The sequence below is a fragment of the Streptomyces beihaiensis genome (assembly GCF_026274175.1).
GTDB classification, from domain to species: domain Bacteria; phylum Actinomycetota; class Actinomycetes; order Streptomycetales; family Streptomycetaceae; genus Streptomyces; species Streptomyces beihaiensis.
On record NZ_JAPHNL010000278.1, the window covers coordinates 12,978 to 39,043 of the forward strand.

At 71.2% G+C, this 26,066-nt stretch carries 24 protein-coding genes; 4 read left to right on the forward strand and 20 right to left on the reverse strand.

Features of this window, described 5'->3' with window-relative positions; all coding sequences use genetic code 11:
* Positions 1 to 89 precede the first annotated feature (89 nt).
* The 5 genes from OFY01_RS23560 to OFY01_RS23580 form a co-directional block, all read right to left on the reverse strand.
* Complete coding sequence (locus tag OFY01_RS23560; protein ID WP_266603110.1) at positions 90 to 2,150, reverse strand: putative bifunctional diguanylate cyclase/phosphodiesterase; 2,061 nt, start codon at positions 2,148 to 2,150, stop codon at positions 90 to 92.
* A gap of 807 nt (positions 2,151 to 2,957) precedes the next feature.
* A complete protein-coding gene (ligA, locus tag OFY01_RS23565; RefSeq protein ID WP_266603077.1) occupies positions 2,958 to 5,174 on the reverse strand; it encodes an NAD-dependent DNA ligase LigA in 2,217 nt (738 codons plus the stop codon).
* A 32-nt stretch (positions 5,175 to 5,206) separates the two neighbouring features.
* Positions 5,207 to 6,214: a methionine synthase gene (locus OFY01_RS23570; protein WP_266603078.1), complete on the reverse strand. Its 1,008-nt coding sequence runs from the start codon at positions 6,212 to 6,214 to the stop codon at positions 5,207 to 5,209.
* 83 nt (positions 6,215 to 6,297) lie between these two features.
* Positions 6,298 to 6,996, reverse strand: a complete 699-nt coding sequence (locus tag OFY01_RS23575; protein WP_266603079.1) for an SDR family oxidoreductase — start codon at positions 6,994 to 6,996, stop codon at positions 6,298 to 6,300.
* Positions 6,997 to 7,003: 7 nt separating this feature from the next.
* A complete protein-coding gene (locus tag OFY01_RS23580) occupies positions 7,004 to 7,549 on the reverse strand; it encodes an LOG family protein (protein WP_266603080.1) in 546 nt (181 codons plus the stop codon).
* A gap of 62 nt (positions 7,550 to 7,611) precedes the next feature.
* On the opposite strand from OFY01_RS23580, the gene OFY01_RS23585 reads away from it, so the two are divergent.
* Positions 7,612 to 7,941, forward strand: a complete 330-nt coding sequence (locus OFY01_RS23585) for a DUF427 domain-containing protein (RefSeq protein WP_266603081.1) — start codon at positions 7,612 to 7,614, stop codon at positions 7,939 to 7,941.
* A gap of 16 nt (positions 7,942 to 7,957) precedes the next feature.
* Here OFY01_RS23585 and mnmA read toward each other — a convergent pair whose 3' ends face one another.
* Positions 7,958 to 9,115 (reverse strand): tRNA 2-thiouridine(34) synthase MnmA, encoded by a 1,158-nt coding sequence (gene mnmA / locus OFY01_RS23590; RefSeq protein ID WP_266603082.1) that lies wholly within the window; start codon positions 9,113 to 9,115, stop codon positions 7,958 to 7,960.
* A gap of 130 nt (positions 9,116 to 9,245) precedes the next feature.
* Between mnmA and OFY01_RS23595 the strand changes: the two genes are divergently transcribed.
* Entirely contained in the window at positions 9,246 to 9,917 is a 672-nt protein-coding gene (locus OFY01_RS23595; RefSeq protein WP_266603083.1) for an N-acetylmuramoyl-L-alanine amidase, read from the forward strand.
* 21 nt (positions 9,918 to 9,938) lie between these two features.
* Here the strand turns inward: OFY01_RS23595 and OFY01_RS23600 are convergent, their stop codons facing one another.
* The 3 genes from OFY01_RS23600 to OFY01_RS23610 form a co-directional block, all read right to left on the reverse strand.
* Positions 9,939 to 11,108: a cysteine desulfurase family protein gene (locus OFY01_RS23600; RefSeq protein ID WP_266603084.1), complete on the reverse strand. Its 1,170-nt coding sequence runs from the start codon at positions 11,106 to 11,108 to the stop codon at positions 9,939 to 9,941.
* Positions 11,109 to 11,208: 100 nt separating this feature from the next.
* Positions 11,209 to 11,541, reverse strand: a complete 333-nt coding sequence (locus OFY01_RS23605; RefSeq protein ID WP_266603085.1) for a hypothetical protein — start codon at positions 11,539 to 11,541, stop codon at positions 11,209 to 11,211.
* A 38-nt stretch (positions 11,542 to 11,579) separates the two neighbouring features.
* Entirely contained in the window at positions 11,580 to 11,738 is a 159-nt protein-coding gene (locus OFY01_RS23610; RefSeq protein WP_266603086.1) for a hypothetical protein, read from the reverse strand.
* Between the two features lie 100 nt (positions 11,739 to 11,838).
* Here OFY01_RS23610 and OFY01_RS23615 point away from each other — a divergent pair, with 100 nt between their 5' ends.
* Complete coding sequence (locus tag OFY01_RS23615) at positions 11,839 to 12,456, forward strand: TetR family transcriptional regulator (RefSeq protein WP_266603087.1); 618 nt, start codon at positions 11,839 to 11,841, stop codon at positions 12,454 to 12,456.
* 42 nt (positions 12,457 to 12,498) lie between these two features.
* Positions 12,499 to 13,380, forward strand: a complete 882-nt coding sequence (locus OFY01_RS23620; protein WP_266603089.1) for an alpha/beta fold hydrolase — start codon at positions 12,499 to 12,501, stop codon at positions 13,378 to 13,380.
* Here the strand turns inward: OFY01_RS23620 and OFY01_RS23625 are convergent.
* From OFY01_RS23625 to OFY01_RS23675, 11 genes are all read right to left on the reverse strand, one after another.
* Positions 13,363 to 14,259 carry a thioesterase family protein gene (locus OFY01_RS23625; protein WP_266603090.1) on the reverse strand — a complete coding sequence of 299 codons (897 nt, stop codon included), beginning with the start codon at positions 14,257 to 14,259 and terminating at the stop codon, positions 13,363 to 13,365. The two genes, OFY01_RS23620 and OFY01_RS23625, sit on opposite strands and share 18 nt — an antisense overlap.
* 57 nt (positions 14,260 to 14,316) lie before the next feature.
* The gene (locus OFY01_RS23630) at positions 14,317 to 14,991 is read right to left on the reverse strand and encodes a trimeric intracellular cation channel family protein (RefSeq protein WP_266603092.1); all 675 of its coding nucleotides are present in this window, start codon (positions 14,989 to 14,991) and stop codon (positions 14,317 to 14,319) included.
* A 54-nt stretch (positions 14,992 to 15,045) separates the two neighbouring features.
* Positions 15,046 to 16,443, reverse strand: a complete 1,398-nt coding sequence (locus tag OFY01_RS23635; protein WP_266603094.1) for a M1 family metallopeptidase — start codon at positions 16,441 to 16,443, stop codon at positions 15,046 to 15,048.
* Between the two features lie 165 nt (positions 16,444 to 16,608).
* A complete protein-coding gene (locus OFY01_RS23640; RefSeq protein WP_266603112.1) occupies positions 16,609 to 17,061 on the reverse strand; it encodes a GNAT family N-acetyltransferase in 453 nt (150 codons plus the stop codon).
* A gap of 78 nt (positions 17,062 to 17,139) precedes the next feature.
* Complete coding sequence (locus OFY01_RS23645) at positions 17,140 to 18,615, reverse strand: dipeptide ABC transporter ATP-binding protein (RefSeq protein WP_266603096.1); 1,476 nt, start codon at positions 18,613 to 18,615, stop codon at positions 17,140 to 17,142.
* Positions 18,612 to 19,715: an ABC transporter ATP-binding protein gene (locus tag OFY01_RS23650; protein WP_266603098.1), complete on the reverse strand. Its 1,104-nt coding sequence runs from the start codon at positions 19,713 to 19,715 to the stop codon at positions 18,612 to 18,614. The genes OFY01_RS23645 and OFY01_RS23650 overlap by 4 nt, the downstream gene beginning before the upstream one ends.
* On the reverse strand, positions 19,712 to 20,719 hold the full coding sequence (locus OFY01_RS23655) for an ABC transporter permease (protein ID WP_266603100.1): 1,008 nt from the start codon (positions 20,717 to 20,719) through the stop codon (positions 19,712 to 19,714). The genes OFY01_RS23650 and OFY01_RS23655 overlap by 4 nt, the downstream gene beginning before the upstream one ends.
* A gap of 70 nt (positions 20,720 to 20,789) precedes the next feature.
* Positions 20,790 to 22,541 (reverse strand): ABC transporter substrate-binding protein, encoded by a 1,752-nt coding sequence (locus OFY01_RS23660; RefSeq protein ID WP_456115291.1) that lies wholly within the window; start codon positions 22,539 to 22,541, stop codon positions 20,790 to 20,792.
* A 56-nt stretch (positions 22,542 to 22,597) separates the two neighbouring features.
* Entirely contained in the window at positions 22,598 to 23,596 is a 999-nt protein-coding gene (locus OFY01_RS23665; RefSeq protein ID WP_266603104.1) for an ABC transporter permease, read from the reverse strand.
* Between the two features lie 412 nt (positions 23,597 to 24,008).
* Positions 24,009 to 24,842: an enhanced serine sensitivity protein SseB C-terminal domain-containing protein gene (locus tag OFY01_RS23670; RefSeq protein WP_407700407.1), complete on the reverse strand. Its 834-nt coding sequence runs from the start codon at positions 24,840 to 24,842 to the stop codon at positions 24,009 to 24,011.
* Between the two features lie 168 nt (positions 24,843 to 25,010).
* Complete coding sequence (locus OFY01_RS23675; protein ID WP_266603106.1) at positions 25,011 to 25,895, reverse strand: enhanced serine sensitivity protein SseB; 885 nt, start codon at positions 25,893 to 25,895, stop codon at positions 25,011 to 25,013.
* Positions 25,896 to 26,066 lie beyond the last annotated feature (171 nt).

The window sequence follows — 26,066 nt, forward strand, 5'->3', positions numbered from 1 at the left end:
AGGGTGGGCAAGGCGGCGCCCCGGTGCAGCGGGAGTGGTCGGGCGGGCCCGGCCGGGGCGCGGCGGGCGCACCCCGCCGGGGCGAGGGTTCAGCGAAGGGGCCCGGGGTCGTCCCCGGTGGCGGCCGGGAGCGCGGCGGGTTCCCGGTGCCAGCCACGGGCCCCTCGCGCCCGCAGCCACGCCGTCGTCTCCCCCGGCGGCATCGCCGCGGCCACCAGCCACCCCTGCACCGCGTCACACCCCAGATCCCGCAGCCGCTCCCACGTCTCGTCGTCCTCCACGCCCTCCGCGACCACCAACAGCCCCAGCGAGTGCGCGAGATCGACCGTGCACCGCACGATCTCGGCGTCCTCGTTGTCCACGGCCAGCCGCGCCACGAACGACCGGTCGATCTTCAGCTCGCTCACCGGCAACCGGCGCAGGTGCACCAGCGACGAGTACCCGGTCCCGAAGTCGTCGAGGGACATCTTCACGCCGTGCCCGGTCAGCCCGGCCAGCGTGTCCGCCGCCCGCTGCGGGTCCTCCAGCAGCACGTGTTCCGTTATCTCCAGCTGCAACGCCCCCGCCGGCACCCCGTGCCGCGCGAGCCGCGCCGCGACCGCCCCCGCGAACCCGGGCGTGTGCACGTCCCTCGGCGACACGTTGACCGCGACCGGAACCCGCAGCCCCTGCGCCCGCCACCGGGCGACCTGTGCCAGCGCGGTGTCCAGGACGTACTCGGTCAGGTGCGGCATGAGTCCGGACGACTCGGCGATGGCGATGAACTCGTCCGGCGGAACCTTCCCTCTCTCCGGATGCACCCACCGTACGAGCGCCTCCAGCCCGGCCACCTGCCCGTCGAACCGCACCTTCGGCTGGTAGTGCAGCTCCACCTCACCGGCGTCGAGCGCGCGCCGCAGGTCGCCGAGGAGGCCCAGCCGGTCGGGGGTGTTGGAGTCACGCTTCGACTCGTAGACCTCCACGCCCGTGCGGTCGCGCTTGGCCTGGTACATCGCCACGTCCGCACGCCGCAGCAGCCCCTCCGCGTCGACGGCGTGGTCGGGGAAGACGGCGAGTCCGGCGCTCGCCTCAAGGACCAGCGTCAGCCCGTCCAGGTCGAGCGGCGAGCCGAGCGCGGCGACCAGGCCGCGGGCCACGCGCGCGGCGGAGGTCGTGGAGTCGGCGACGGGCAGCAGCACCGCGAACTCGTCGCCGCCGAGCCGCGCGGCCTCCGCGCCGCGCGGCAGCGCCGTACCGAGCCGGTCCGCTATCTGGAGCAGGAGCCGGTCCCCGGCGAGGTGGCCGAGCGTGTCGTTGACCGAGCGGAACCGGTCGAGGTCGATCAGGACGAGCGCGCTGCGCGCCCCGATCCGCTCGGCGTCGTCGAGCGCGGTCCAGGTCCGCTCCAGCAGCCACTGCCGGTTGGGCAGACCTGTGAGCGGGTCGCGCAGCTGCTCCTCGGCACGGGCCCGCGCGATCCACAGCGTGGAGTCGAGCGCGATGAGCGGCACCGCGAACAGGGGCAGCAGCACGGGGCGTGAGGTCGCGACGACGCAGATCAGCGGCGCGATGCCGAGCAGCGCGACACCGACGAGCCCCTGGCGCGCCAGTGCCGTACGGGCGACGGTCGGAAGGCCCGAGTTGCGGGGCGCGTGCACGTACCAGAGCAGGGAGCGGGTGACCAGCAGGTACGCGGCCGCGACGAGGACGACCTCCGGGCCCGTCAGCAGGTCCCAGTGGTGCGGGCTCCAGGGTGATTCGACGGACGGTACGAGGCCGAACGCCGCGAGCACGAGGGCGCCCGCGGCGATGCCGAGCATGTCGACGGCGCCGTGCAGCAGGCCCTGGCGCCAGCGGTGTCTGCGGGCGATGCCGACCAGGACGACGACCGTGAGGCTGACCATCCCCGCGGGCACCCAGCCGTACAGGAGCAGCACGGCAAGGGTGAGGGCGGCGCCCGAGCCGGTCCCGCCCCACCAGCGGTCGCGGCCGAGCGCGACGAGGTGGCCGACGATGATGCCGGTCAGGACGGCGAGGGACCAGCCGACCTTGCCGGACGGGAAGAGCGGGTGGTTCCCGGTGAAGGCCCGGTACAGGCCGGCCCCGAGGACGACCGAGGCGAGCGCCACGACGGCGCCGGGCAGTAATGGCAGCGTCGCGGCGCGGGACATGCCCGCCGGAGCGGGGCGCTGGTTGTGCGCGGGGGTCGCCGCGCCGACGTGCCCACCGGGAACGATCCGCCCGGCACCGACGGCCGAGCGGCCGCCCGCGCCACCGGATCGGGGCACGCCACCGGCCGGAACCGGGCCGCCGGCCGCGAAACCGCCGCTGACGCCGTCGCCGGTGCCCGCGGTGTCGGCATCGGCGTCGGGCGACGGTTCAGCGGGTTCGCCGCCGCGGGTCGGAGCGGCCGGACGGGTGGGCGCAGGTTCGCACGACGTGGATGAACTCCCCTGTACGGCAGGGGCGGAGGGGTCGGCGGGCGGTGCGGAAGCGGCGGGCGCCGGGGCGTCCGGAGAGCCGGAGGCCGCGTGGGGCCGGTCCGCGCCGGGGGCGGCGGAGCCGGTTCCCGCTCCGCCGTCGCGCCACCATTTGCGCCAGTTCACCACACCACCGCGCCCGTTCTCACCGTGACCGCCTTCGCTGCCTTCGCCCCCACCCACGCCCACGCTACGAGCCGCAGCGCGCCGCGCACGTCGGCGCGGGCGCAGCCATGAGTCCGGGGCGGCGCTCTCGGTCGGTTCCATTCCCGTCCCTCTCACAGCCGGCGGTGCCCGTCTCCGCTGCCCGCTCCCCGGCCTCCGGTGAGGCGGGAGTTGCCCCGTCCGCGGCAGGACACGGCAGGCGCACTTCTCAACAGTAGGCCGCGGAAGGCGTCCACGGGCAGCGGTCGACCACGGTTGCCCGAATGCGCCCCGGCCACCCATATGCATCCGGTATGCGCCGAACGGGTGACCTTCCACCGCTACTTCCATGCGCTACTCGCCAGTCGGCTCCTCGGTCACGAGCGCGGCCTCGGCCGCGGCCTGCGGCCCCTGTTCGAGCAGGACGGCGAAGCCGTCCTCGTCGAGGATCGGGACCTTCACCTGCACGGCCTTGTCGTACTTGGAGCCGGGGTTCTCGCCGACCACCACGAACGACGTCTTCTTGGAGACCGAGCCGGTCACCTTGGCGCCTCTGCTCTGCAGCGCCTCCTTCGCGCCGTCACGCGTGTGGTTCTCCAGGGTGCCGGTGACGACGACGGTGAGTCCTTCCAGCGGCCGGGGACCCTGGTCCTCGCCCGCGCCTTCCTCCTCCATCCGTACCCCGGCGGCGCGCCATTTGCGCAGGATCTCGCGGTGCCAGTCCTCTTCGAACCACTGTTTGACCGAGGCGGCGATGGTCGGGCCGACGCCCTCCACGGCGGCCAGCTCCTCCTCACCGGCCTCGTCGATGCGGTCGACGGAGCGGAACTCGCGCGCGAGCGCCTCGGCGGCGACCGGGCCCACGTGGCGGATGGAGAGGCCGTTGATGATCCGGGCCAGCGGCCGGTCCTTCGCCGCCGCGATGTTGTCCAGCATGGCCAAGGCGTTCTTCTTCGGTTCGCCCTTCTGGTTGGCGAAGACGGTGACGACCTTGTCCTCGCCGGTCTTCGGGTCCCGCTTGGGCAGTCCGCTGTCGGAGTCGAGCACGTACGCCTTGATGGGCAACAGTTGTTCGATGGTGAGGTCGAAGAGGTCGCCCTCGTCCGTGAGCGGCGGCTCGGCGGGTTCGAGCGGCCTGGTCAGCGCGGCCGCCGCGACCTCGCCGAAGTTCTCGATGTCGAGGCACTGCCTGCCGCCCAGGTAGAAGAGACGCTCGCGCAACTGGGCGGGACAGGTGCGGGCGTTGGGGCAGCGGAGGTCGATGTCGCCCTCCTTCATGGCCCGCAGCGGGGTGCCGCACTCGGGGCACTCGGCGGGCATCACGAACTCGCGCTCGCTGCCGTCGCGCAGGTCGACGACGGGCCCGAGGATCTCGGGAATCACGTCGCCCGCCTTGCGGATGACGACGGTGTCGCCGATCAGGACGCCCTTCTTCTTGACGATGTCCTGGTTGTGCAGCGTCGCGAACTCGACCTCGGAACCCGCCACGGTGACCGGCTCGACCTGCGCGTACGGCGTGACGCGGCCGGTGCGGCCGACACCGACCTTGATGTCGACGAGCTTGGTGTTGACCTCCTCGGGCGGGAACTTCCACGCGATGGCCCAGCGCGGGGCGCGCGCGGTGGAGCCGAGGCGGCCCTGGAGCGCGATCTCGTCGAGCTTGACGACGGCGCCGTCGATCTCGTGCTCCACGGAGTGGCGGTTCTCGCCGTGGTGCGCGATGAACTTCCGTACGCCGTCGAGGTCGTCGACGACCCGGTTGTGCTTGGCGGTGGGCAGGCCCCACTCGCGCAGCAGTTCGTACGCCTGCGAGAGCCGGTCGATGTCGAAGCCGTCGCGCGCGCCGATGCCGTGCACCACCATGTGCAGGGGGCGGGTGGCGGTGACGCGCGGGTCCTTCTGGCGCAGCGAACCCGCCGCCGCGTTGCGCGGGTTGGCGAAGGGCTTGTCGCCGGCCTCGACCAGGCGGGCGTTGAGCGCCTCGAACTCCTCCATGGGGAAGAAGACTTCGCCGCGGATCTCCACGAGGGCGGGGATGCGGTCGCCCTTCAGGCGGTGCGGGATCTCGGTGATCGTGCGCACATTGGGGGTGATGTCCTCGCCGACGCGGCCGTCTCCGCGGGTGGCCGCGCGGGTGAGGCGGCCGTCCTCGTACGTGAGGTTGACCGCGAGGCCGTCGACCTTCAGCTCGCACAGGAAGTGGTAGCCGGGGCCGCCGACGTCCTTGGCGACGCGCTCGGCCCAGGCGGCCAGTTCGGCGTCGTCGAAGGCGTTGTCGAGCGAGAGCATGCGTTCGCGGTGCTCCACGGAGGTGAACTCCGTCGCGTAGTTCCCCGCGACCTTCTGGGTCGGTGAGTCGGGGGTGCGCAGCTCGGGATGGCGCTCCTCCAGGTCCTGGAGCGAGCGCAGGAGCCGGTCGAACTCCGCGTCGGAGACGACCGGCGCGTCCTTCACGTAGTAGCGGAAGCGGTGTTCCTCGATCTGCTCGGCCAGCTGGGCGTGCTCCTCGCGCGCCTTCGCGGGCACGGAGTCCTGCTGGGCGATCGCCTGTTCGGCCTTTCCGGCAGCCACCGTCTTTTCCTCCCGTGAACCTTCGGACCCGGTCACTCTGGGTTGTCCGCGAGTGATCTCGCCGCCCGGGCGCAGTGGGCGAGCGCCGCGCGGGCGTACGCGGGTGAGGCACCCGCGAGTCCGCACGACGGAGTGACCACGACCGATTCCGCGAGCGACCCCGGATTCAGCCCCAGCCTGCGCCACAACGTCCTGACCCCCATGACGCTACCGGCAGGGTCTGACAATGGGCCGTCCACGCCGGGCACGACACCGGCGAAGAGTTTCGTGCCGCCCTCGACGGCCTCACCGATCGTGTCGTCGTCACGCTCGGTGAGCAGCGAGAAATCGAACGCGACGGCGTCCGCGCCCGCCCGGCGCAGCAGCGCGAACGGAACGTCGGGGGCGCACGAATGGACGACCGTGGGTCCGCCCGCGTTGGCGGCGAGCACGTCACGCAGCGCGCTCTCCACGATCTGGCGGTCCACGGCCCGGTGGGTGCGGTAGGTGCTGGCGGTGCTGACGCGGCCGCGCAGCACCGCGACGAGCGACGGTTCGTCGAGCTGGAGCACGACCCGCGCGCCGGGTACCCGGCGGCGTACGTCGGCGAGGTGCGCGCGCAGGCCCTCGGTGAGGGACTCGGCGAGATCCCGGCAGGCACCGGGGTCGGAGACGGCGGCTTCGCCGTTCTTCAGCTCCACGGCGGCGGCGAGCGTCCACGGCCCGACGGCCTGCACCTTGAGCGGCCCCTGGTACCCCTGGGTGAACTCCTCCAGGGCGTCGAGGTCCTCGCCGAGCCAGGACCTGGCGCGCCGGGTGTCGCGGCCCGGCCGGTCCCCGACACGCCATCCGCTGGGCTCCACGCGCGCGTACACGTCGACGAGCAGTCCGGCGGTCCGCCCGATCATGTCGGCGCCGGGGCCGCGGGAAGGCAGCTCGGGGAGGTGCGGGAAGTCCTCGAAGGTCCCGGTGACGGTCTTGGCGGCCTCGCGGGCGTCACCGCCGGGCATCGAGCCGACGCCCGTGGCCGGGCCCCACGTGAAGTTCTTCTCTTCGCTCACCCAGGAAGGGTACGTAACGCCCGCGGCGCGGCGTCACCAGCGGCCCGCGGGCCGGGGCGTCTCCTCGCGCCGTTCCGCGCGCCCTACCGGCCCGGCCGTACCGTCAGGTCGTTGACCTCGGCGTCCTTCGGGAGGTCCAGGGACATGAGGATCGTCGTGGCGACCGACTCCGGGTCGATCCAGTGCGACGGGTCGTACTCCTTGCCCTCCTGCTGGTGGATCTTGGCCTGCATGGGGCTGGCGGTGCGGCCCGGGTAGACGGACGTGACGCGGACGCCGTTGCCGTGCTCCTCGTGCCGGAGGGAGTCCGCGAGGGCCTTGAGCCCGTGCTTGGATGCCGCGTACGCCGACCAGTTGGCGTGGGCGTTGAGCCCGGCTCCCGAGTTCACGAACACCACGTGGCCCTGCCCGGCCCGCAGTTGGGGCAGGAAGTGCCGGGTCAGCTCGGCCGGGGCGATCAGGTTGACGTTGAGCTGGTGGCGCCACGACTTCGGCGTGAGCTCTCCGACCGAGCCGAGGTCGGCGACGCCCGCGATGTGCAACAGCGAGTCGATCCGGTCGGGCAGCGTCTGGTGCGAGAACGCCCAGGACAGCTTGTCCGGGTCGTCGAGGTCGCCGACGAGTGTCTTCGCGCCGGGGAATTTCGCGGCGAGCTCCTTGGCGCGCCCGGCATCGCGCGCGTGCAGGTACAGCTCGTCCCCGCGCGCGTGGAGGCGACGGGCGACGGCGGCGCCGATGCCGGACCCGGCGCCGGTGATCACATGAGTAGCCATGTCCGCCATGCTGCCATCACGCGGCTGAGGCGAGCCCCTCGAGGTAGGCCAGGGCGGCGTCGGGCTCGTCGGCGAAGAACACCAGGTCGTCGAGGGGGACCGGCAGGAAGCCCTCGTCCTCCATGCGCCGGAACTGGCCCTTGAGGCCGTCGTAGAAGCCCTCGGAGTTGAGCAGCACGACCGGCTTGGTGTGCTTGCCGTGCTTCTTGAGTTCGAGGATCTCGGTGGCCTCGTCGAGGGTCCCGGTGCCGCCCACCATGATCACGACGGCGTCGGCCCGTGCGAGGAGCTGCGCCTTTCGCTCGGCCAGGTCCCGGGCGACGACCATCTCGTCGGGCGCGGTGACGGCACGCGCCTTGGCGGCGAGAAACTCCACGCAGACGCCGACGAGCCGCCCTCCGGCCTCCTGCACGCCGTCCGCGACGACCTTCATGAGCCCGCTCTCGCTGCCGCCCCACACCAGGGTGTGGCCGTTCTTGCCGAGCAGTTCGGCGAAGCGGCGGGCGGGCCGGGTGTAGCGGTCGGCGAGGTCGGCGGCGGAGAGGAAGACGCAGATGTTCATGGCGTCCACGGTACGGCCCACCAGCGGGGAAGAACCCCGCGCCGCCGGGCGCTGCACCCTGTATGAGCCAAGGACACACGATCACCGTCGAAGAAGGCACGCAGCACGTCCGGGTGGTGCACGACGGACAGGTGCTCGCGGAGAGCGGCCGCCCCCTGCTGCTGCGCGAGACCGGCTGTCCGGTGCGCTACTACCTGCCTCCGGAGGATGTCCGCACGGAGCTTCTCACACCGTCGGACACCACGACGTACTGTCCGTTCAAGGGCACCGCGTCCTACTGGTCGCTGCCGGACCGGCAGGACCTGGTGTGGGCGTATCAGGAGCCGAAGAGCGAAGTGGCCGACATCAAGGGGCACTTCTGTTTCTACGAGACCGAGGTGTCGGCCGGCTGACACCGGCCGACGGGCTTCACACGGCCGCCGTCGCCCGCACCGTCGAGGCGATGGTGGCCGACCCCACCACGCGCGTGCCGTCGTACAGGACGACGGCCTGGCCGGGCGCGACGCCCCGCGCGGGCTCGGCGAACGTGACCTCAAGGGTGCCGTCGACCAGCTCCGCCGTCACCTCGGTCTCGCCGCCGTGGGCGCGCAGCTGCGCCGTGTACGTGCCGCGACCCGCGGGTGCCACGCCGCACCAGCGGGGCTTGATCGCGGTCAGGGCCGTGACGTCGAGGGAGGCGGCCGGGCCGACCGTGACCGTGTTGTCGACGGGCGAGATGTCCAGGACGTAGCGGGGCTTGCCGTCGGGCGCGGGGGTGCCGATGCGCAGGCCCTTGCGCTGGCCGATGGTGAAGCCGTACGCGCCCTCGTGCGTGCCGACCTTCTCCCCCGACTCGTCGACGATGTCGCCCTCGGCCCTGCCGAGACGGTTGGCGAGGAAGCCCTGGGTGTCGCCGTCGGCGATGAAGCAGATGTCGTGCGAGTCGGGCTTCTTGGCGACGGCAAGGCCCCGGCGCTCGGCCTCGGCGCGGATCTCGTCCTTCGTCGTCACCGTGTCGCCGAGCGGGAACATCGCGTGGGCGAGCTGGCGGTCGTCCAGAACGCCGAGGACGTACGACTGGTCCTTGGCCATGTCGGAGGCGCGGTGCAGTTCGCGCGTGCCGTCCTCGTTCACGATCACCTGGGCGTAGTGGCCGGTGCAGACCGCGTCGAAGCCGAGGGCGAGGGCCTTGTCGAGCAGTGCGGCGAACTTGATCTTCTCGTTGCAGCGCAGGCAGGGGTTCGGGGTGCGGCCCGCCTCGTACTCGGCGACGAAGTCGTCGACGACGTCCTCGCGGAAGCGCTCGGCGAGGTCCCAGACGTAGAACGGGATGCCGATGACGTCGGCGGCACGGCGGGCGTCGCGGGAGTCCTCGATGGTGCAGCAGCCGCGGGCTCCGGTGCGGAACGACTGCGGGTTCGCCGACAGGGCCAGGTGCACGCCGGTCACGTCGTGCCCGGCTTCGGCGGCGCGCGCCGCGGCGACGGCGGAGTCCACACCGCCGGACATGGCGGCGAGGACGCGCAGGGGACGGTCCTGGGTGCGGTCGGCAGGGCGCTGCGAGGTCTGCGGGGTCTGGGAAGTCATAGCCCTACCAGAGTACGGGCCGCCGGGAACCACGGCCGACGGTTGTCCGTTGTGATCTCGTACGGGGACGGGGACGGGGACGGCGACGGGGACGGCGACGGGGACGGGGACGGCGACGGGGGCGAGCGGCATGGGGAAGCAGGGCGAGGAGCGGGGCGGGGCGGTCAGCAGGCGGACCCTGGTCGTCGCGGGCGCCGCGGCGGCGATGGGCCTGGGGCTCATGGCGCGCGGCGATCTCGGCCACGCGTGGTGGCGGCTGCCAAGGGACGGAGAGCCGCGCTCGCCGGGCGCGGTGGACTTCGCGGGCGCGCAGTGGGTGGCGGCGTCGGCGGCGAACTACCGGCGGGCGGACCGGCCGTCCGACTATCCGATCGACATGGTCGTCATCCATGTCACCCAGGGCAGCTACCGGGGCGCGCTGAAGGTGTTCAGGGACCCTTCGCACGAGGCCGCCGCGCACTATGTGGTGCGCAAGGACGGCCACGTGGCGCAGATGGTCCGGGAGATGGACGTGGCGTTCCACGCGGGGAACCGGGCGTACAACGAGCGCAGTGTCGGTATCGAGCACGAGGGGTTCGTGGACCGCCGGGAGAGCTTCACGGACGCCATGTTGGCGGCGTCGGCGCGGCTGACGGCGGGGATATGCGGGCGGTACGGCATACCGGTCGACCGCGAGCACGTCATCGGGCACGTCGAGGTGCCGGGGACGGACCACACCGACCCCGGGCCGTACTGGGACTGGGACCGGTACATGAGGCTCGTGCGCCGGGCGCGCGAGCGGGGCGCCGGCGCGGCGGCCTGAGCAACGCCGCCGCCCCGCCGCTCAGGTCAGCCCGGCGTTGCGCGCCCGCTCCACCGCGGGGCCGATCGCCTGGGCGACCGCGTCCACGTCGGCCTTGGTCGAGGTGTGGCCGAGGGAGAACCGGAGGGTGCCGCGGGCCAGGTCGGGGTCGGAGCCGGTGGCCAGGAGCACGTGGCTCGGCTGGGCGACTCCGGCGGTGCAGGCCGAGCCGGTGGAGCACTCGATGCCCTGGGCGTCCAGGAGCAGGAGGAGCGAGTCGCCCTCGCAGCCGGGGAAGGTGAAGTGCGCGTTGGCGGGCAGCCGCCCCTCGGTGGCCGGGTCGCCGCCGAGGATCGCCTCGGGCACGGCCGCGCGGACGGCCTCGACGAGCTGGTCGCGCAGGGCGCCGATCTCCTGGGCGAACCACTCGCGCCGCTCGGCGGCGATCCGCCCCGCCGTGGCGAAGGAGGCGATGGCCGGCACGTCGAGGGTGCCGGAGCGGACGTGGCGTTCCTGGCCGCCGCCGTGCAGGACGGGGACCGGGGTGTACTCGCGGCCGAGCAGCAGGGCGCCGATGCCGTAGGGGCCGCCGACCTTGTGGCCGGACACGGTCATCGCCGCGAGGCCCGAGGCGGCGAAGTCGACCGGGAGCTGGCCGTATGCCTGGACGGCGTCGGCGTGCAGCGGGATGCCGAACTCGGCTGCGACATCGGCGAGTTCGCGTACGGGCTGCACGGTGCCGATCTCGTTGTTGGCCCACATGACGGTGGCCAGGGCCACGTCGTCGGGGTTGCGGGCGATCGCCTCGCGCAGCGCCTCGGCGTGCACCCGGCCGTGCGGGTCGACCGGAAGGTACTCGACGGTGGCGCCCTCGTGGTCGGAGAGCCAGTCCACCGCGTCGAGCACGGCATGGTGCTCGACGGGGCTGGACAGGACGCGCGTGCGGGCCGGGTCGGCGGCGCGGCGGGCCCAGTACAGGCCCTTGACGGCGAGGTTGTCGGCCTCGGTGCCACCCGAGGTGAAGACGACTTCGCTGGGGCGGGCACCGAGCGATTCCGCGAGGGTCTCGCGGGCCTCCTCGACGGTGCGCCGGGCGCGGCGGCCCGCGGCGTGCAGGGATGAGGCGTTGCCGGTGGCGGTGAGCTGGGCGGTCAGCACCTCGACCGCCTCCGGAAGCATCGGGGTGGTCGCGGCGTGGTCGAGGTAAGCCATGGTGAGCTCGATTCTACGAGCCCGGGGCCGGGCCTCCGCCGCCGCGTGGGGTCCCGCGCCCACGCGGTGCGTGCTGTGCGACGGGAGGCGCGCGGGCGTGTCAGCCCGTGATGCTCCACGAGAGGGTGCCGTCGGCGGCGACGAGGGCACCCAGCACGACGAGGTCGGCGACGCCCAGGCCGAGGCCGAGCAGTGCGCGGCCGCGGCGGGCGGTGCCGCGCCACAGGGAGAGTGCGGCGAGGACGATGGCGACCGGGCCGAGGAAGACGTTCAGGACGAGCAGGCCGATCAGGCCGAGGACGAACGAGGCGACGGCCATCCCGTCGGCGTCCTTGCGCCGGGCCGCCTCGGGCTGCGCCTGTGTCGCTGTTTCCGTTCCCTCTGTCGCTTCTGTTGCTTCCGTTGCTTCCATTGCTTCCGCGGTGATCTGCATGGCGTGTGTGACCCCCTTGCTGGGACTGGGTACCGGATTCAGTTCTGGTGACGGCGGGAGTGACGCTCACGGATCGCGAAGACGGTCAGCCAGACGGCGATGACGGCGGCCGCGACGAGGGTGAAGGGGAGCGGGGCGTGAGCCACCGTGCCGAGCGCGAAACCCAGGATCAGCAGGGCCGCGACAAGGAACAGCATGGGAAACCTCTCAGAGTTGGGTTACAACTGTTCACTGACTTATGAGTCTAGCGCCGCCCACGACTTCCCCATTCCAGAGAACAGCTGTTAACTGGATGACATGAGTCACACTCTCGGCATCCGTCAGGCGCAGAAGCAGAAGACCCGACAGGCGCTCATGGACGCGGCGTTGGAGCTTCTCGCCGACCAGAGCCTCAGCAGCCTGGGGCTGCGCGAGGTCACGCGCGCCGTGGGCGTGGCACCGACGGCGTTCTACCGGCACTTCGACAGCACGGCCGACCTCGGCGTCGCACTCGTCGAGGAGGCGCTCGGCAGCCTGCACGCCGTCATCTCGCGGCTGCTCACCGCGACCTGGGACAGCGACGAACGCATCGCACGCACCGTGGAGTTGATCGCCGATCGGGTGGGCAGCCACCCGGCCCACTTCCGGTTCATCGCGCGCGAGCGGCACGGCGGCGTGCGGGCGGTCCGCGAGGCGATCGGGGCGCAGCTGGACCTGTTCACCGAGGAGGTACGGGCGGCCATCTCACAGGACCCGGCGGCGGAGGGCTGGAGCGACGACGACCTGCTGATGCTGGCCGGGCTCTACGTCGAGCACATGGTGCTGACCGCCTCGGCTCTGCTCACCACGGCACCGGAGGACGTCCCGCGTGCCATGCGGCTGGCCGAGCGGCAGTTGCGCCTGGTGAGCCTGGGGCGCAGGCACTGGCTGGACTGAACGCCCTTCCACCGGGCGTCATGACCAACTAGCATTACGGTCATGACAGCAGTCGACCGCGACCCGAACTGGACCCTCGACCGCACCCACCTCACCTCCTCCGGCGAGGTCCGCTGGGCCGTCTTCGGCCCCGCCGACGCGCCGCCGCTCGTCCTCGTCCACGGCACGCCGTTCTCGTCGTACGTGTGGCGCGATCCCGCGCGGGCGCTGGCCGGCCGGCACCGCGTGTACGTATGGGACCTGCCGGGTTACGGCGTCTCCGAGAAGCGCGCCGACCAGGATCTCTCGCTCGACGCGCAGGCACGGGTCCTGACCGAGCTGCTCGACCACTGGGGGCTGGCCGGCGACGCGCCGGGGGCCGAACCAGCCGTCGTCGCCCACGACTTCGGCGGCTGTGTGGCGCTGCGCGCGCACCTGCTGCACGGCGCCCGGTACTCCCGGCTCGCCCTGGTCGACGCGGTGGCCGTGGCGCCGTGGGGCTCCCCCACGTACCGGCTGCTCGGCGAACACGCCGACGTGTTCCGGCAGTTGCCCGACGACCTGCACGAGGCGCTCGTCCACCGCTACCTGGCCTCCGCCAGCCACCAGGGGCTGCACCCCGTGCTCCACGACCGGCTCGTGGCGCCTTGGCTCGGCGAGGCGGGCCGCGACTCGTTCTACCGGCAGATCGAGCAGAACGACCAGCGGTTCACGGACGACATCCAGGTCAGGTACGGGGAGTTGGAGCTGCCCGTCCTGGTCTGCTGGGGCGCCGAGGACACGTGGATCCCGGTCGCGCGGGCGCACGAGCTGGCCGCGCTGATCCCCGGCTCGCAGCTGTGCGTCATCGAGGGCGCGGGCCATCTCGTGCAGGAAGACGCGCCGGCCGCGCTCACGGCCGTACTGGACCGGTTCCTGGCGCCTCGCCTACCGGACAGGACGTGACTGGCTGAGCCGCACCCGGGCCAGCTGACGGGACTGGGCGACCAGGCGGTCCTTGGTGTCCCAGACCTCGGCGTCCTCCTCCAGGAAGCCGCCCGCCAGGTTGCGGGTCGTGATCGACACGCGCAGCGGCCCGGGGGCCGGGCGGCAGCGCACGTGGACGGTCAGCTCGACCGTCGGCACCCAGCCGATGAGGCCGAGCTCGAAGGCGGTCGGCGGGAGCGCGTCGACCGCCAGGAGCACGGAGAGCGGGTCCGGGTCGCGGCCGTCGGCCAGTTCGAACCAGGCACGCATCTCGCCCTTGCCGGACGGCCGGCCAAGGGCCCAGCCCAGCGTCGCGGGGTCGATCTTGAGCGCGAGGCGTTCGGTGATCGCGGAGCTGCCGGGGACGGGAGGCGCACCCTCGGACGCGTCACCGGCGCCGAAGCACTGGTCGACGGGCGGGAGCGCGGGCGGGGCCGCGGTGGTGCGTACGTCGTCGGGGAGCGCGTCCAGATCGCCGTACGAGGCCAGGACGCGGATGCGCTCGACCTCCGTGCCGTCCTCCGCGTACTGGAAGAGGGATGCCTGCCCGGTGGAGAGGGTGCGACCGGTACGGACCGTGTCGGTGCGGATCACGGCGGGGCCGGGCACGGACGGCGTGAGGTAGTGCGCGCTGATGCTGAACGGGTCGGAGTGCGGCAGCGCGTCGCCGAGGGCACGGCCGAGGACGGCGAGGAGGTAGCCGCCGTTGACCGCGCTGATGATCGTCCAGCCCGCGGAGAGGTCGGCGTCATAGACCCCGGGCTCGGCGGGTCCGCGCCGGGTGACGGCGGTGTCACGGTCGAACTCGCTCAACGGGACCTCGCTCAGCGGGACCTCGGTCGGTGCGTCTGCTGCCATGGCAGAAACGTACAACAAGTAATTACTAAGCGGTAGCTTTTAGGGGTGCCGCTCCGGTCACGGCGTCTCCTCCGTCGCCGCCTCCACGGCCGCGGATCTGCGGTGCCACGCGCGCGGCGCCCGCCAGTGGTAGCGCATCGCCAGCAGTCGCAGGACGAACGCGGTGAGGATCGCGAGGCCGGTGGTGACGCCGGTCAGGGCCTCGTAGTGGATGCACAGGGCGACGATCCCGGCGCCGACGACGGCCGGGACGGCGTACAGGTCGCGGTCCCAGCGGACCAGTGAGGGCACCTCGTTGGCGACGATGTCCCGCAGCACCCCACCGCCTACCGCCGTGGCCAGTCCCATGACCATCGACATGGTGAGACCGAGCCCGTAGTCGTACGCCTTGGTCGTCCCCGCGACGCAGAACAGGCCGAGCCCGGCCGCGTCGAAGACGTTCACCGCCGACTGGATCCGCTCGACCTGCGGGTGCAGGAAGAAGACGAGGGCGGTTGCGGCCAGCGGGGTCAGAAAGTAGCCGAGGTCCGTGAAGGCGGCCGGCGGGATCGCGCCGATGACCAGGTCACGGAAGGTGCCTCCGCCCAGCGCGGTGATCTCGGCGAGCACGGCCATGCCGAACACGTCGAAGTTCTTGCGCACGGCCAGCAGCGCGCCGGAGATCGCGAACACGAAGATCCCGGCGAGGTCGAGCCAGTGCTGGACGGAGGGGCTGAACAGTTCCTGGAGCACGCGCCATTCTTACCCGCGTGCCTCGTCGGGTGCGCCTGGCCCGGCGCGCCACGACTACAGCCGGGGCTTGCCCGTGGAGTAGAGCCAGGTGTGGAAGAGCCCGGCGAGCGGTTTGCCGGAAATCTTCTCGGCGAGGGCGATGAAGTCGGAGGTGTCGGCGTTGCCGTAGCGGTGCAGCCTGGTCCAGGCGGGCAGCAGCCTGAAGAAGGCCCTGTCGCCGATACGCTCGCGCAGCATCTGGAGGGTCATGGCGCCGCGCTCGTAGACGGCTCCGGAGAACATGGTGTCGCGCTTGGGATCGGCGACCTTCACCTGCCAGAAGCCGCTGTCGGCCGGGATGGAACGGTAGGCGCGGAGGAAGGAGTCATGGGCGGAGCGGGTGCCCTTGTGCTCGGACCACAGCCACTGGGCATAGGTGGCGAACCCTTCGTTGAGCCAGATGTCGCTCCAGTCCTCGACCGAGACGGAGTCGCCGAACCACTGGTGGGCGAGTTCGTGCACGATGGTCGACTCGGAGCGTACGGCGGAGTAGACCGGCTTGGACTGGACCTCCAGGGAGAAACCGGCCTGCGGCATGTTGTCGACGATCGCGCCGGTCTCCTCGAACGGATACGGGCCGAAGACCTTCGACCAGTAGTCGGTGGCCTCGGCGGTGACACCGTAGACGTCGACGTCGCTCTTGCCCTCCAGGGTCGGGTCGGTGGCGACGTAGATGGGGGTGCCCGCGGGGGTGGTGCCGGTGCGGACGTCGAACTTGCCGATGGTCGCGGTCGCGAGGTAGGTCGCCATGGGCCTCGACTCGCGCCAGTGATGGACGGTGTCGGCACCGTGATCGGTCTCGTACGTCGCCACGAGTCGGCCGTTGGAGACGCCGGTGAGACCGGTGGGGGCCTTGATGCGTATGTCGTACGTGGCCTTGTCGGAGGGATGGTCACTGGAGGGGAACCAGGTGGAGGCGGCGTTGGGCTCGCACGCGACGAAGACGCCGTCGTCGGTCTTCATCCACCCGTACTTCGAACCGAAGACGATGGGGCCGCCGAGGGGTTCGGGCACACCGTGGTAGGTGACGGTGGCCCGGAAGGTGCGCCCCTTGTGGAGCGGGCGGGCCGGGGTGATGCGCAGTTCGTCGCCGGTGCGGGTGAAGTGGGCTCGTCTGCCGTTCACTTCGACCTTCGTGACGGTCAGCTTCCGCAGGTCGAGGTCGAAGGACGACAGCGACTCGGTGGCGCGGGCGGTGAGGGTGGTACGGCCGTCGAGCCGGCCAGTGCCGGGGTGGTAGGCGACGTCGAGGGTGTAATGGCGGGCGTCGAAGCCGCCGTTGCCGAGATCAGGGAAGTACGGGTCGCCGATGCCGGCGGAGCCGGGGGCGGGGGCCGGGGCGGCGGCGACGAGGCAGAAGGAGGCGGCGGCGACGGCGACAGCCGCTGCGCGCGCCGAACGGGAGAGGGGCATGGGTGTCCCTTCGAGTCGAGCGTGTTCCGGGGTGTCGGATGCATGCCGGATACGTAGCCGGATGTCTGCCGGATGCATGTCAGATGTATCGGACACGCAGACTCTGCCGTTCGGGGCGGGGCGTGTACACGGCGCCTTTTCGCCATGTTGGGCCGCGCAGAGAGTTCAGAGCCGGAGCTTGAAGCCTTCGTGGCTGGGCTCGAAGCCGAGCCCCGCGTAGAAGCGGTGAGCGTCGTCGCGCCGCTTGTCGCTGGTCAGTTGGACGAGCGCGCAGCCACGCACCCGTGCCCGTGCGACCGCGCGCCCCATCAGGGCCCGGCCGAGGCCCGCGCCCCTGCGGTCGGCGCGGACGCGGACCGCCTCGATCAGGGCCCGCTCGGCGCCGCCCTTGCCGAGTCCGGGGATGTACGTGGCCTGGAGGCAGCCCAGGACCGTGCCGTCCGGGCCGCCTTCGGTCAGGACCAGCAATTCGTTGCGCGGGTCCGCCGCGATGGCCGCGAAGGCGTGCTCGTACGCCTCCGCGACGGTGACCGACTCCGGGTCCACGACCCGCTCCTCGTCCGCGAGCAGAGCGAGTATCGCGGGCAGGTCGGCGCGGGTCGCGGGGCGCAGCGTCAGTGCGACCCCGGGCTCGGGCTCGCGGCCGGGCCCCGGCTCAGCGGCGCCCACCACGCCTCCCTGCGGAGGGCGGCACCCTCACGAGGCGTCGCCCTTGCCCTCGTCCTTGCTCTCGTCCTGGTCCTTGCTCTTGCCCTCGTCCTTGCTCTCGTCCTGGTCCTTGCTCTCGCTCTCGCTCTTCGAGGCAGCCTCTTCGCTCTCCTCGCCGGGCGCCGACCCGTCACCCCGCTCGTCCGCGACGGGCTCGTCCGCGGCAGACTCGTCCACGACGGGCTCGTCCACGGCAGGCTCCTCGGAGACGGGCTCCCCGGCCGCCGACTCCTCGTCGGCCGAGTCGGTCGAGTCGGCCGACGGCTGCGGCGTGGCTCCCGCGTCCTTCGTCTCCGCCGTCACCACCTCGATCGCCGACTTGGCGACCGACAGCAGCACAGCGTCCTCGGGCGCCTGGTCCTCGGCGTTCTCCGGGTGGTGGCAGGCCACCTGGTGACCCGTGGCCAGTTGGAGCAGCGGGGGCTCCTTCTGCGCGCACACCTCCGTGGCCTTCCAGCACCGCGTGTGGAAGCGGCAGCCGGAGGGCGGCGAGATCGGCGAGGGCACGTCGCCGCGCAGCAGGATGCGTTCGCTCTTCTTGCCTCGCCGCTTCGGGTCGGGCACCGGCACGGCCGACAGAAGGGCCTTGGTATACGGGTGCATGGGCGTCGCGTAGAGGTCGTCGCGGTCGGCCAGCTCCACGATCTTGCCCAGGTACATCACCGCGATCCGGTCCGACACGTGCCGGATGACCGAGAGATCGTGGGCGATGATCACGTACGTGAGGCCCAGCTCGCCCTGGAGGTCGTCGAGGAGGTTGACCACCTGCGCCTGGATGGAGACGTCGAGCGCCGAGACCGGCTCGTCCGCCACGACCAGCTTCGGCTTGAGGGCAAGGGCCCGCGCGATGCCGATGCGCTGGCGCTGACCGCCGGAGAACTCGTGCGGGTAGCGGTTGTAGTGCTCGGGGTTGAGGCCGACCAGCTCCAGAAGGCGCTGGACCTCCTTCTTCACCCCGCCCTCCGGTGTCTCGCCCTGCAGCCGGAACGGCGCCGAGACGATCGAGCCGATGGTGTGGCGCGGGTTCAGGGAGCCGTACGGATCCTGGAAGATCATCTGGATGTCGCGGCGCAGCGGGCGCATGCCCGCCGTCTTCAGGTGCGTGATGTCCTGGCCGTCGAACTCGATCTTCCCGCCGGTCGGTTCGAGCAGCCGCGTGATCACCCGGCCCATGGTCGACTTGCCGCAGCCGGACTCGCCGACGACGCCGAGCGTCTCACCCCGCCTGACCTGGAAGTCGATACCGTCGACCGCCTTCACGGCGGCCACCTCGCGGCGCAGGATGCCCTTCTTCACGGGGAAGTGCTTGAGCAGTCCCTGAACATCGAGCAGGACGTCGCCGCTGCCGGACGACCGGCCGGCCGTGTTCTCGGGCGACTCGCCCTGGGCGGGAACAGCGGCGTCGGCCTTCGGCCCGGCACCGTCCTTCGACCCGGCCTCGGTCACAGCCTTCGCATCACTCACAGTTTCGGCGCAATCTCTTCGGTCCAGATCCGCGTACGGTCCTCGGTCGACAGGTGGCAGGCCGACCAGTGGCCGCCGTCGGCGAGTTCCAGTTCGGGACGCTGCGTGCGGGTGACGTTGTCCTTCGGCACGTCCGCGTACGGGCAGCGCGGGTGGAAGGCACAGCCGGACGGGACGTTGATCAGGCTCGGCGGCTGGCCCTTGACCGGGGTCAGGCGGTCCGTCTGTTCCCGGTCGATGCGCGGCATCGAGCCCAGCAGCCCCCAGGTGTAGGGGTGCTGGGGTTGAGCGAACACCTCGTCGACGGGGCCGCGCTCCACGCACCGGCCCCCGTACATCACCAGGACCTGGTCGGCGATCTCGGCGACGACGCCCAGGTCGTGGGTGATCAGGACGACCGCCGACTCGAACTCCTTCTGCAGGTCCCGGATCAGGTCGAGGATCTGCGCCTGCACGGTCACGTCGAGCGCGGTGGTCGGCTCGTCGGCGATGAGCAGGCTGGGGTTGTTGGCGAGCGACATCGCGATCATCGCGCGCTGGCGCATACCGCCGGAGAACTCGTGCGGGTAGCTGTCGACGCGCTTGGCGGGCTCGGGGATGCCGACCCGGTCGAGCAGTTCGATCGCCCGCGTGCGGGCCACCTTCCTGCTCACGTCGTTGTGGACCCGGTATGCCTCCACGATCTGCGTGCCGACCGTGTAGTACGGGTGCATCGCGGAGAGCGGGTCCTGGAAGATCATCGCCATGTCGCGGCCACGCAGCCTGCGCACGTCCTGCGGCGGCGCCGAGATCAGCTCCTTGCCGTCGAGCCAGATCTCGCCGTGCATCTGCACGTTCTTGCCGCGGGCGCCGAGCCGGTGCAGGCCCATGATGGCCAGGGAGGTCACGGACTTGCCGGAGCCGGACTCGCCGACGATGCACAGCGTCTCGCCCTTGTCGAGGGCGAAGCTGAGCCCGTCGACGGACTTGACGATGCCGTCGTCGGTCGGGAAGTGCACCTTGAGGTCGCGCACGTCGAGGAACGAGGTGCGCGCGGCGGAGTCGCCGGCCGCGGCGACGGGTTCGCCGACGGCCGATCCGGTCTTGGACAGTTCGGTCACGAGAGCCTCACCCGCGGGTCGGCGGCGGCGTAGAGAAGGTCCACCAGGAGGTTGAACAGGACGACGAAGAACGCGGCGAGCAGGGTGACACCGAGCACCTTGGGCAGGTCGTTGTCGGTGATGCCCTGCACGGCGTACTCACCGACGCCGTGCAGCGAGAAGACCTTCTCGGTGATGACGGCGCCGCCGAGCAGCAGACCGAAGTCCATGCCGAAGACCGTGATGATCGGGGTGAGCGCGGCGCGCAGGCCGTGCCGTCCGACCACGGTCCGCTCGTGCAGACCCTTGGCGCGCGCGGTGCGGATGAAGTCCTCGTTCATCGTTTCGAGCATGCCCGAGCGGGTCAGTCGCGCGTAGATGGCGGAGTAGAGCAGGGCCAGCGAACACCAGGCCGGGATCAGCGTGTTGGCCCACTGTGCCGGGTTCTCGGTGAACGGGACGTACGTGCGGCCGAAGATCGGCCACTGGTAGGTGAAGAGCAGCAGGGCGAGCTGACCGGTGAAGAACATGGGCATCGAGACGCCCGTGAGGGCCACGCCCATGAACGCGCGGTCGAAGAGCGAGCCCGGCCGCAGGGCCGAGATCACACCGATCGTCACACCGGAGAGCAGCCAGATCACGGCGGCGCCGATGGCGAGGGACGCGGTGACGGGCAGCCGCTGGGTGAGCTCGGGCCACACGGCGACGTGGTTCTTGAAGGAGTAGCCGAAGCACGGCGCGTTGCAGTGCAGCGTGGTGGGGCCGAAGTGGTAGTCCGCCCCGGTGACGATCCCCTTGATGAAATGCCAGTACTGCTCGTAGACGGGCTGGTCGAGGCCCAGGTTGTGCTTCACCGCCGCGACGTCCGCCGCGGAGGGGCTCTTGCCGATGTACTGCTGCGCGAGCTGGTCGGCGGTCTGCCCGGCGAGCCTCGGCAGCAGGAAGAAGATGCAAAAGGTGACCGCGGTGACGACCAGCAGCAGGATCACTGCTGCGATCACCCGGCGGATGATGTACGAGATCACGGGGACCGGCGCCGGTGCCCGCGGGCGGCGAACCCGCGGGCACCAATGCCTTCACCTGCCTTCCGGGCTGCTACTTCTTCGTGGTGCCGACGTTGAGGTAGTCGTACTGACCGCTCCAGGCGGACGAGGACACCATGTTGGTGGCGTACGGCGAGCGGTACAGCAGCACCTTGAAGTAGGTCAGCGGGACGATGGCCGCGTCGTCCATGGCCTTCTTGTCGATCTGCGCGTACAGCTTGTTGCGCGCGGCGAGGTCCGGCTCGGAGATGGCCTGGGCCAGCATCTTGTCGACGTCCTTGTCCGTCAGCTGGGACAGGTTCGTGTTGCCGGAGTCGCTGATGGCGGCGCTGTTGAGGATCTGCTGCAGGAAGCCGTAACCGGACGGCCAGTCGGCGCCCCACTGCATCATCATCAGGCCGACGTTGTTCTTCTGGTTGAACTTCGGCACACCCGCGTAGTCCGTGAAGTACTTGCCGGACGGGTACTGCTTCATGCTGGCGTTGATGCCGACCTTCTTCAGCGCCTCGATGACGGCGGTGGCCGAGTCGACCTCCGACTGCCGGTCGCTGCGCGCGGTGATCGTCGTGTTGATCGTCTTCTTGCCGCAGGCCTTCAGAGCGTCCTTGGCCTTCGCGACGTCGCCCTTGTTGCCGGGCGTCGCGTACATGTCGGTCTTCTCGTAGCCGGGGATGTCCGGCGGCAGGATGGTCGTGGCGACGTCACCGCGGATGGGGCCGCCCAGAGCCGTCTGCACGGAGACCTTGTTGACCGCGTACTCGACGGCCTTGCGGCACTGGACGTTGTCGAACGGCTTCAGCTTGGTGTTGATCGCCATGTAGACGAGGCGGCCACCGTACGCGTTGTCGGTGTTGGCCTTCTTCTGCGAGTCGTTGATCAGCTGCGCCTGGGTCTGCTGCGCGACGCCCGTGCCCTGCATGTCGATCAGGGTGTCGCCGGCCTGCAGGTCCTTGTCGATGGTCGACTGGTTGACCTTCAGGTTGACGACGATCTTGTCCGGGTACTGCTTGCGCAGCGGGTCGGTCTTCGGGTCCCAGTTCTTGTTGCGGACCAGGACGGCCTGCTTGCCCTCCTGGTAGCTCTGGAACTGGTAGGAGCCCGACGACACGATGTGCTTGACGTAGTCGACGCCGTCGTCCTTGGACTGCGGTACCGGCGCGGTCTGCGGGGAGGCCACCAGGTAGTCGAACTCCTGGAAGGGCCTGTTGAGGTGGAAGACGATCGTGTTGTCGTCCGGCGTCCCGATGGACGCGAGGCCCTTGGCGCTCTTGTCCTTGTAGGGGCCTTTGTAGTGGTCCGGGTTCTGCAGGAACTGCTGGAAGTAGTTCGGGCCGAGCGAGAGCACGTCACGCGCGAAGTTCGACCGCTCGACGGCGTACTTGACGTCCTTGGACGTGATCGGCGTGCCGTCCTGGTACTTCAGGCCCTTGCGGATCGTGTACGTCCAGGTCTTGCCGCCGTCCGACGACTTGCCGGGGCCCGACGCCAGGTCGGGGACGAGCTTGTTGCCCTTCTGGCCCGGACCGGGCGCGAAGGTCATCAGCGGGCGCGCGTAGAGCCGGCTGAAGTTGTACATGTAGGCGTAGTAGGTGTTGCCCGGGTCGAACGAGTCCGGGACGTCCGACATCGCGTAGGTGACGGTGCCGCCCTTGTGCGTGGAGGCGTTGACGACCCCCGTGGTGGCGGCGTTGGCCTTGGCGTCGCTCTTGCCGCCGCCGGAGCCGTTGTCGGCCTTGCTGCAGCCGGCGAGCATGAGGCTCACGCTGCCTATGGCCGCGACCGCGGCGATTGTTGACCTTCGCATGATGGTCGAATTCCCCTCCATTGTCGGAAACTTGTGGAGCCCTCGGCGCGGCCGGCTCAGCGGCTGCGTGGGTCGAGGGCGTCGCGGAGACCGTCACCGAGCAGGTTGAACGCGAGCACGGTGACAAAGATGGCGAGGCCCGGAACGATCATGTACTGCGGGTCGACCTCGAAGAAGTTCACGGCCTGGCTGAGCATGCCGCCCCACGACGACTGCGGAGGCTGGATGCCGACCCCGAGGAAGCTGAGCGATGCCTCGAAGATGATGTTCGTCGGGATGAGCAGGGTCGAGTAGACGATGATCGGCCCGACCAGGTTGGGCAGCAGCTCCCTGAACAGGATGTAGGGGCCGCGTGCGCCCATGCCGCGGGCCGCGTCGACGAACTCCCGCTCGCGCAGCGCCAGAGTCTGGCCGCGCACGATCCGGCCCAGGTAGGGCCAGTTGAAGAAGCCGATCACGAAGATCAGTACACAGATGTGCAGCGGCAGTCCGTTGAGCCCGAACGCGCCGCCCTGCAGCGTCGCCGAGATGGAGATGGCGAACAGCAGCAGCGGGAAGGCGAGGAAGGTGTCCATCAGGCGGCTGATGACGGTGTCGACGCGGCCGCCGTAGTACCCGGCGACGACGCCCAGGACCGCCCCGATCACGTTGGACAGGATCGTGGAGCCGAACGCGACGACCAGGGAGACCCAGGAACCCTCGAGGATGCGGGTGAGGATGTCGCGGCCGAACTTCGGTTCCACGCCCAGCGGGTGGGAGGCGCTCATGCCGCCCATGCCGCCCTTGGGCAGCGACGTGTTGGGGTCGATGAGGTCCTGGTGGAACTGGTTCGGGTCGAGGCCGAACAGGTGCTCGATCGGCCGGGCCAGTGCGGCGAGCAGCACGAGAAGGATCACCACGACGCCGCCGACCACGGCGACCTTGTCCTTCTTGAACCGGTTCCAGGCGATCCTGCCGAGGGACCGGCCCTCGATGCGCTCACCCTGCGTCCCGGAAAGCACCGCCTCCGGCTGGGCTTCCGCCGCCGATCCGGTCGTCTCGATGGGTGCGGTCACGCGCGACTGCCCCTTCCCGGCCGGGGATGACCGGCCCGCACATGCCGCGGTAGCGGCCTCGTACTCGCACAAGGACCCGAACGGTCCTGCATGCCGGGAGTCTTCAACGCTGCGTCGATCAGTTACCAGATGTCTTGGGGAAAGGATGCCTAACCGTGATGCTGTCTGGGGAGATCCGTTATCCGGACGGTGGTGAACGGCGGGCGGACGCCGGGCAGTTGGGATGTTAACGGCTCCATGCCGGACATTGGGGCCGCAACTGGCGATAGTCCTGCGTACGTTGCAGGTCTGCGCAAAAGGCCCGTCCGGGAGTTCCGGACGGGCCTTCGGTCGGCCACGGAGGCCGGTGACAGCGGTCGGCCAAGGCGGTCGGTGACGGCAGCCGACCACGCCACCCGGCTGCGGCAGCCGGTCAGGCTCCGCCGTACGGCGGCGGATACCCGTACCCGCCGCCGGGCGCGGCCGGAGCCGCGTGGGCCTCGCGGTCGTAGAACGGGCGGGCGTGCGCGCGCAGCCACATGGTCACGGGGTCGTACGGGTCGGACATCGCCACCGTCGACACCGGCAGGCCCTCCGGCACCGCCGCCATGGACTGCCGCATCATCGCCCGCACCGCGTCGACCGAGGCCGGGCTCGTGTCGTAGACGTCGAGGCCGATCGCCAGGTAGGGGGCGCCGAGGGTGGGCTGGACCCATGCGCGGCGCAGGGAGCGGACCGCCGCGGTGCGGTGGGCGTTCTGCGTCAACACCGCGTAGAACTGGGGGATCTCGATGTTCGGCTCGGTCAGGCGGAGCGGTCCGGCGGGCTGGCGGTCCAGACCCGTCGCGACGCGGCGCAGGTCGAGCCAGGGGATGCCCACTCCCCCGCCGGGCGCGTGCGGGTTGAGCCAGAGGCCGTAGTGGTCGGGGTAGAGGGTGCGGGCCGCGTCGAGGCCGCCGACCACCTCGTACGCGCGCGACCAGCCGGAGACCGAGAGCTCCTGGGCGGAGGTGACGCAGGGGGCGTACGAGAAGCCGTCGACCTCCATGTTTGCGTACTGAGCGTCCGGGGAGCCCGCCTGGCCGTGCCACAGCAGCATCCAGACCTGGCCCGCGGCCGGGTCGGCGAGGGCCGCGAGCAGCCCCTCGTAGGCGTCGTAGCGCCCGGGGGTCACCTGGCGCAGCATCTGGTCGACCCTGCCCGAAGGTCCCGGCTCCGCTCGGCCTGGGGAGGCCCCATTGGCCGGTGCCGCGCCCGACGCACTCACCCTTGACCGCCCTTTCCCGAACGACTTGTCCACCCGTGTCCCGCCCGTGCCGACCGGCCGAAGCGGCACCGAGGGTCCGGTCCCGTCCGGTCAGGTCATGAAACCAGCTTAAGCGGCGATCCCGGCGGCGACTTGACCACGGCTTGCCGCTCCCGCGCACAGACGGTCTCAACGCTCCCGGGCATAGAACGGGCGTACGTGCGTGCGCATCCAGTCGGCGACCGGGTCCTGCGTCACGTCGAGGAAGACCAGGTTCACCGGCCAGGCGACCGGGGCGCGGCCGAGCGCGCGGCCGAGGGCGTCGAGCGGCACGTCGCGCACGTCGCCCGCCGCTCCCGCCGTGGACTCCGCCACCTCGACGCCGATGAACAGCGACGGGTCACCGTCCTCGACCACGGCGAGGCAGCGGCGAGCGGTGAGGACGGCCCCGGCGGCGTCGAACTCGTCGCGGACCGCCGAGAGGAAGTCGACCGGGTCGTCCTGCCAGTCCGGCTCGGAGAGCACCACGCGGCCGCCGGAGGCCGGGCCGTCCAGCGGGGTGCGGCCGCTGCGGGCCAGTTCGGCGACGGCGGCCGGGGGCAGCGGAGCGCCGACCGCCCCGTCCGGGTTCACGACGATGCCGACCTGCGCGGGCAGGCCGCGCGCGAATTCGACGGCGGGCGCGACCGCGCAGTCCATCCGGCCGCCGGTGACGTGCATGAACTGCTGTTCCGACGTGAAGACCGGGGCGTACGCCTGGCCGTCGATCTCCACGGCCGGCAGGTCGAGGTCGCGGCTGGCGGGTCCCCCGCTCCTGGGCAGTGGTATCCACACCTGGCTTCGGCCGAGCACCTCAAGGACCCGGCCGGCCGCCTCGGGCCGCCCGACCGACGCGGCGAGGACCTCCTCCAGCTCGTTGGCGGGCCAGCCCAGGGCGGCGTGCGTGTGCGCGCCCTCGTGGGCGGGCGCGTGCTGGGCGTGGGGGTCGAGCCCGGGGGTACCCAGCGCGTACGCGTCCGCCCGCGTGTACGCGTCCTGGGCGTGGCCCTGGTCCGGGATACCCGAGTTGTTCATGACTGTCTTCAACCTCTGCTCTGCCCGTACGCGGCCTGTCCCGCGCGGCCCCGACGATAACGCGTGCCCGCGACCCCCGTGCCCCCGACAGCGGCGGCCCCGAACGCGATGCCGCCGAGCGTCCGCGTCGCCGCGCGGTCGAGGAGCACGGCCGAGGCGACGCCGGACGGC

Coding starts and splice junctions, on each gene's coding strand:
- OFY01_RS23610 (WP_266603086.1), bottom strand. CDS start 11,738: ATGCTGTTCCTTGTCGCGGCCCTGCTGATCCTGGGTTTCGCGCTCGGC.
- mnmA (WP_266603082.1), bottom strand. CDS start 9,115: ATGACTTCCCAGACCCCGCAGACCTCGCAGCGCCCTGCCGACCGCACC.
- OFY01_RS23575 (WP_266603079.1), bottom strand. CDS start 6,996: ATGGCGGACATGGCTACTCATGTGATCACCGGCGCCGGGTCCGGCATC.
- OFY01_RS23660 (WP_456115291.1), bottom strand. CDS start 22,541: ATGCGAAGGTCAACAATCGCCGCGGTCGCGGCCATAGGCAGCGTGAGC.
- OFY01_RS23675 (WP_266603106.1), bottom strand. CDS start 25,895: ATGAACAACTCGGGTATCCCGGACCAGGGCCACGCCCAGGACGCGTAC.
- OFY01_RS23625 (WP_266603090.1), bottom strand. CDS start 14,259: ATGGCAGCAGACGCACCGACCGAGGTCCCGCTGAGCGAGGTCCCGTTG.
- OFY01_RS23620 (WP_266603089.1), top strand. CDS start 12,499: ATGACAGCAGTCGACCGCGACCCGAACTGGACCCTCGACCGCACCCAC.
- OFY01_RS23615 (WP_266603087.1), top strand. CDS start 11,839: ATGAGTCACACTCTCGGCATCCGTCAGGCGCAGAAGCAGAAGACCCGA.
- OFY01_RS23580 (WP_266603080.1), bottom strand. CDS start 7,549: ATGAACATCTGCGTCTTCCTCTCCGCCGCCGACCTCGCCGACCGCTAC.
- OFY01_RS23595 (WP_266603083.1), top strand. CDS start 9,246: ATGGGGAAGCAGGGCGAGGAGCGGGGCGGGGCGGTCAGCAGGCGGACC.
- OFY01_RS23560 (WP_266603110.1), bottom strand. CDS start 2,150: ATGTCCCGCGCCGCGACGCTGCCATTACTGCCCGGCGCCGTCGTGGCG.
- OFY01_RS23605 (WP_266603085.1), bottom strand. CDS start 11,541: ATGCAGATCACCGCGGAAGCAATGGAAGCAACGGAAGCAACAGAAGCG.
- OFY01_RS23600 (WP_266603084.1), bottom strand. CDS start 11,108: ATGGCTTACCTCGACCACGCCGCGACCACCCCGATGCTTCCGGAGGCG.
- OFY01_RS23585 (WP_266603081.1), top strand. CDS start 7,612: ATGAGCCAAGGACACACGATCACCGTCGAAGAAGGCACGCAGCACGTC.
- OFY01_RS23635 (WP_266603094.1), bottom strand. CDS start 16,443: ATGCCCCTCTCCCGTTCGGCGCGCGCAGCGGCTGTCGCCGTCGCCGCC.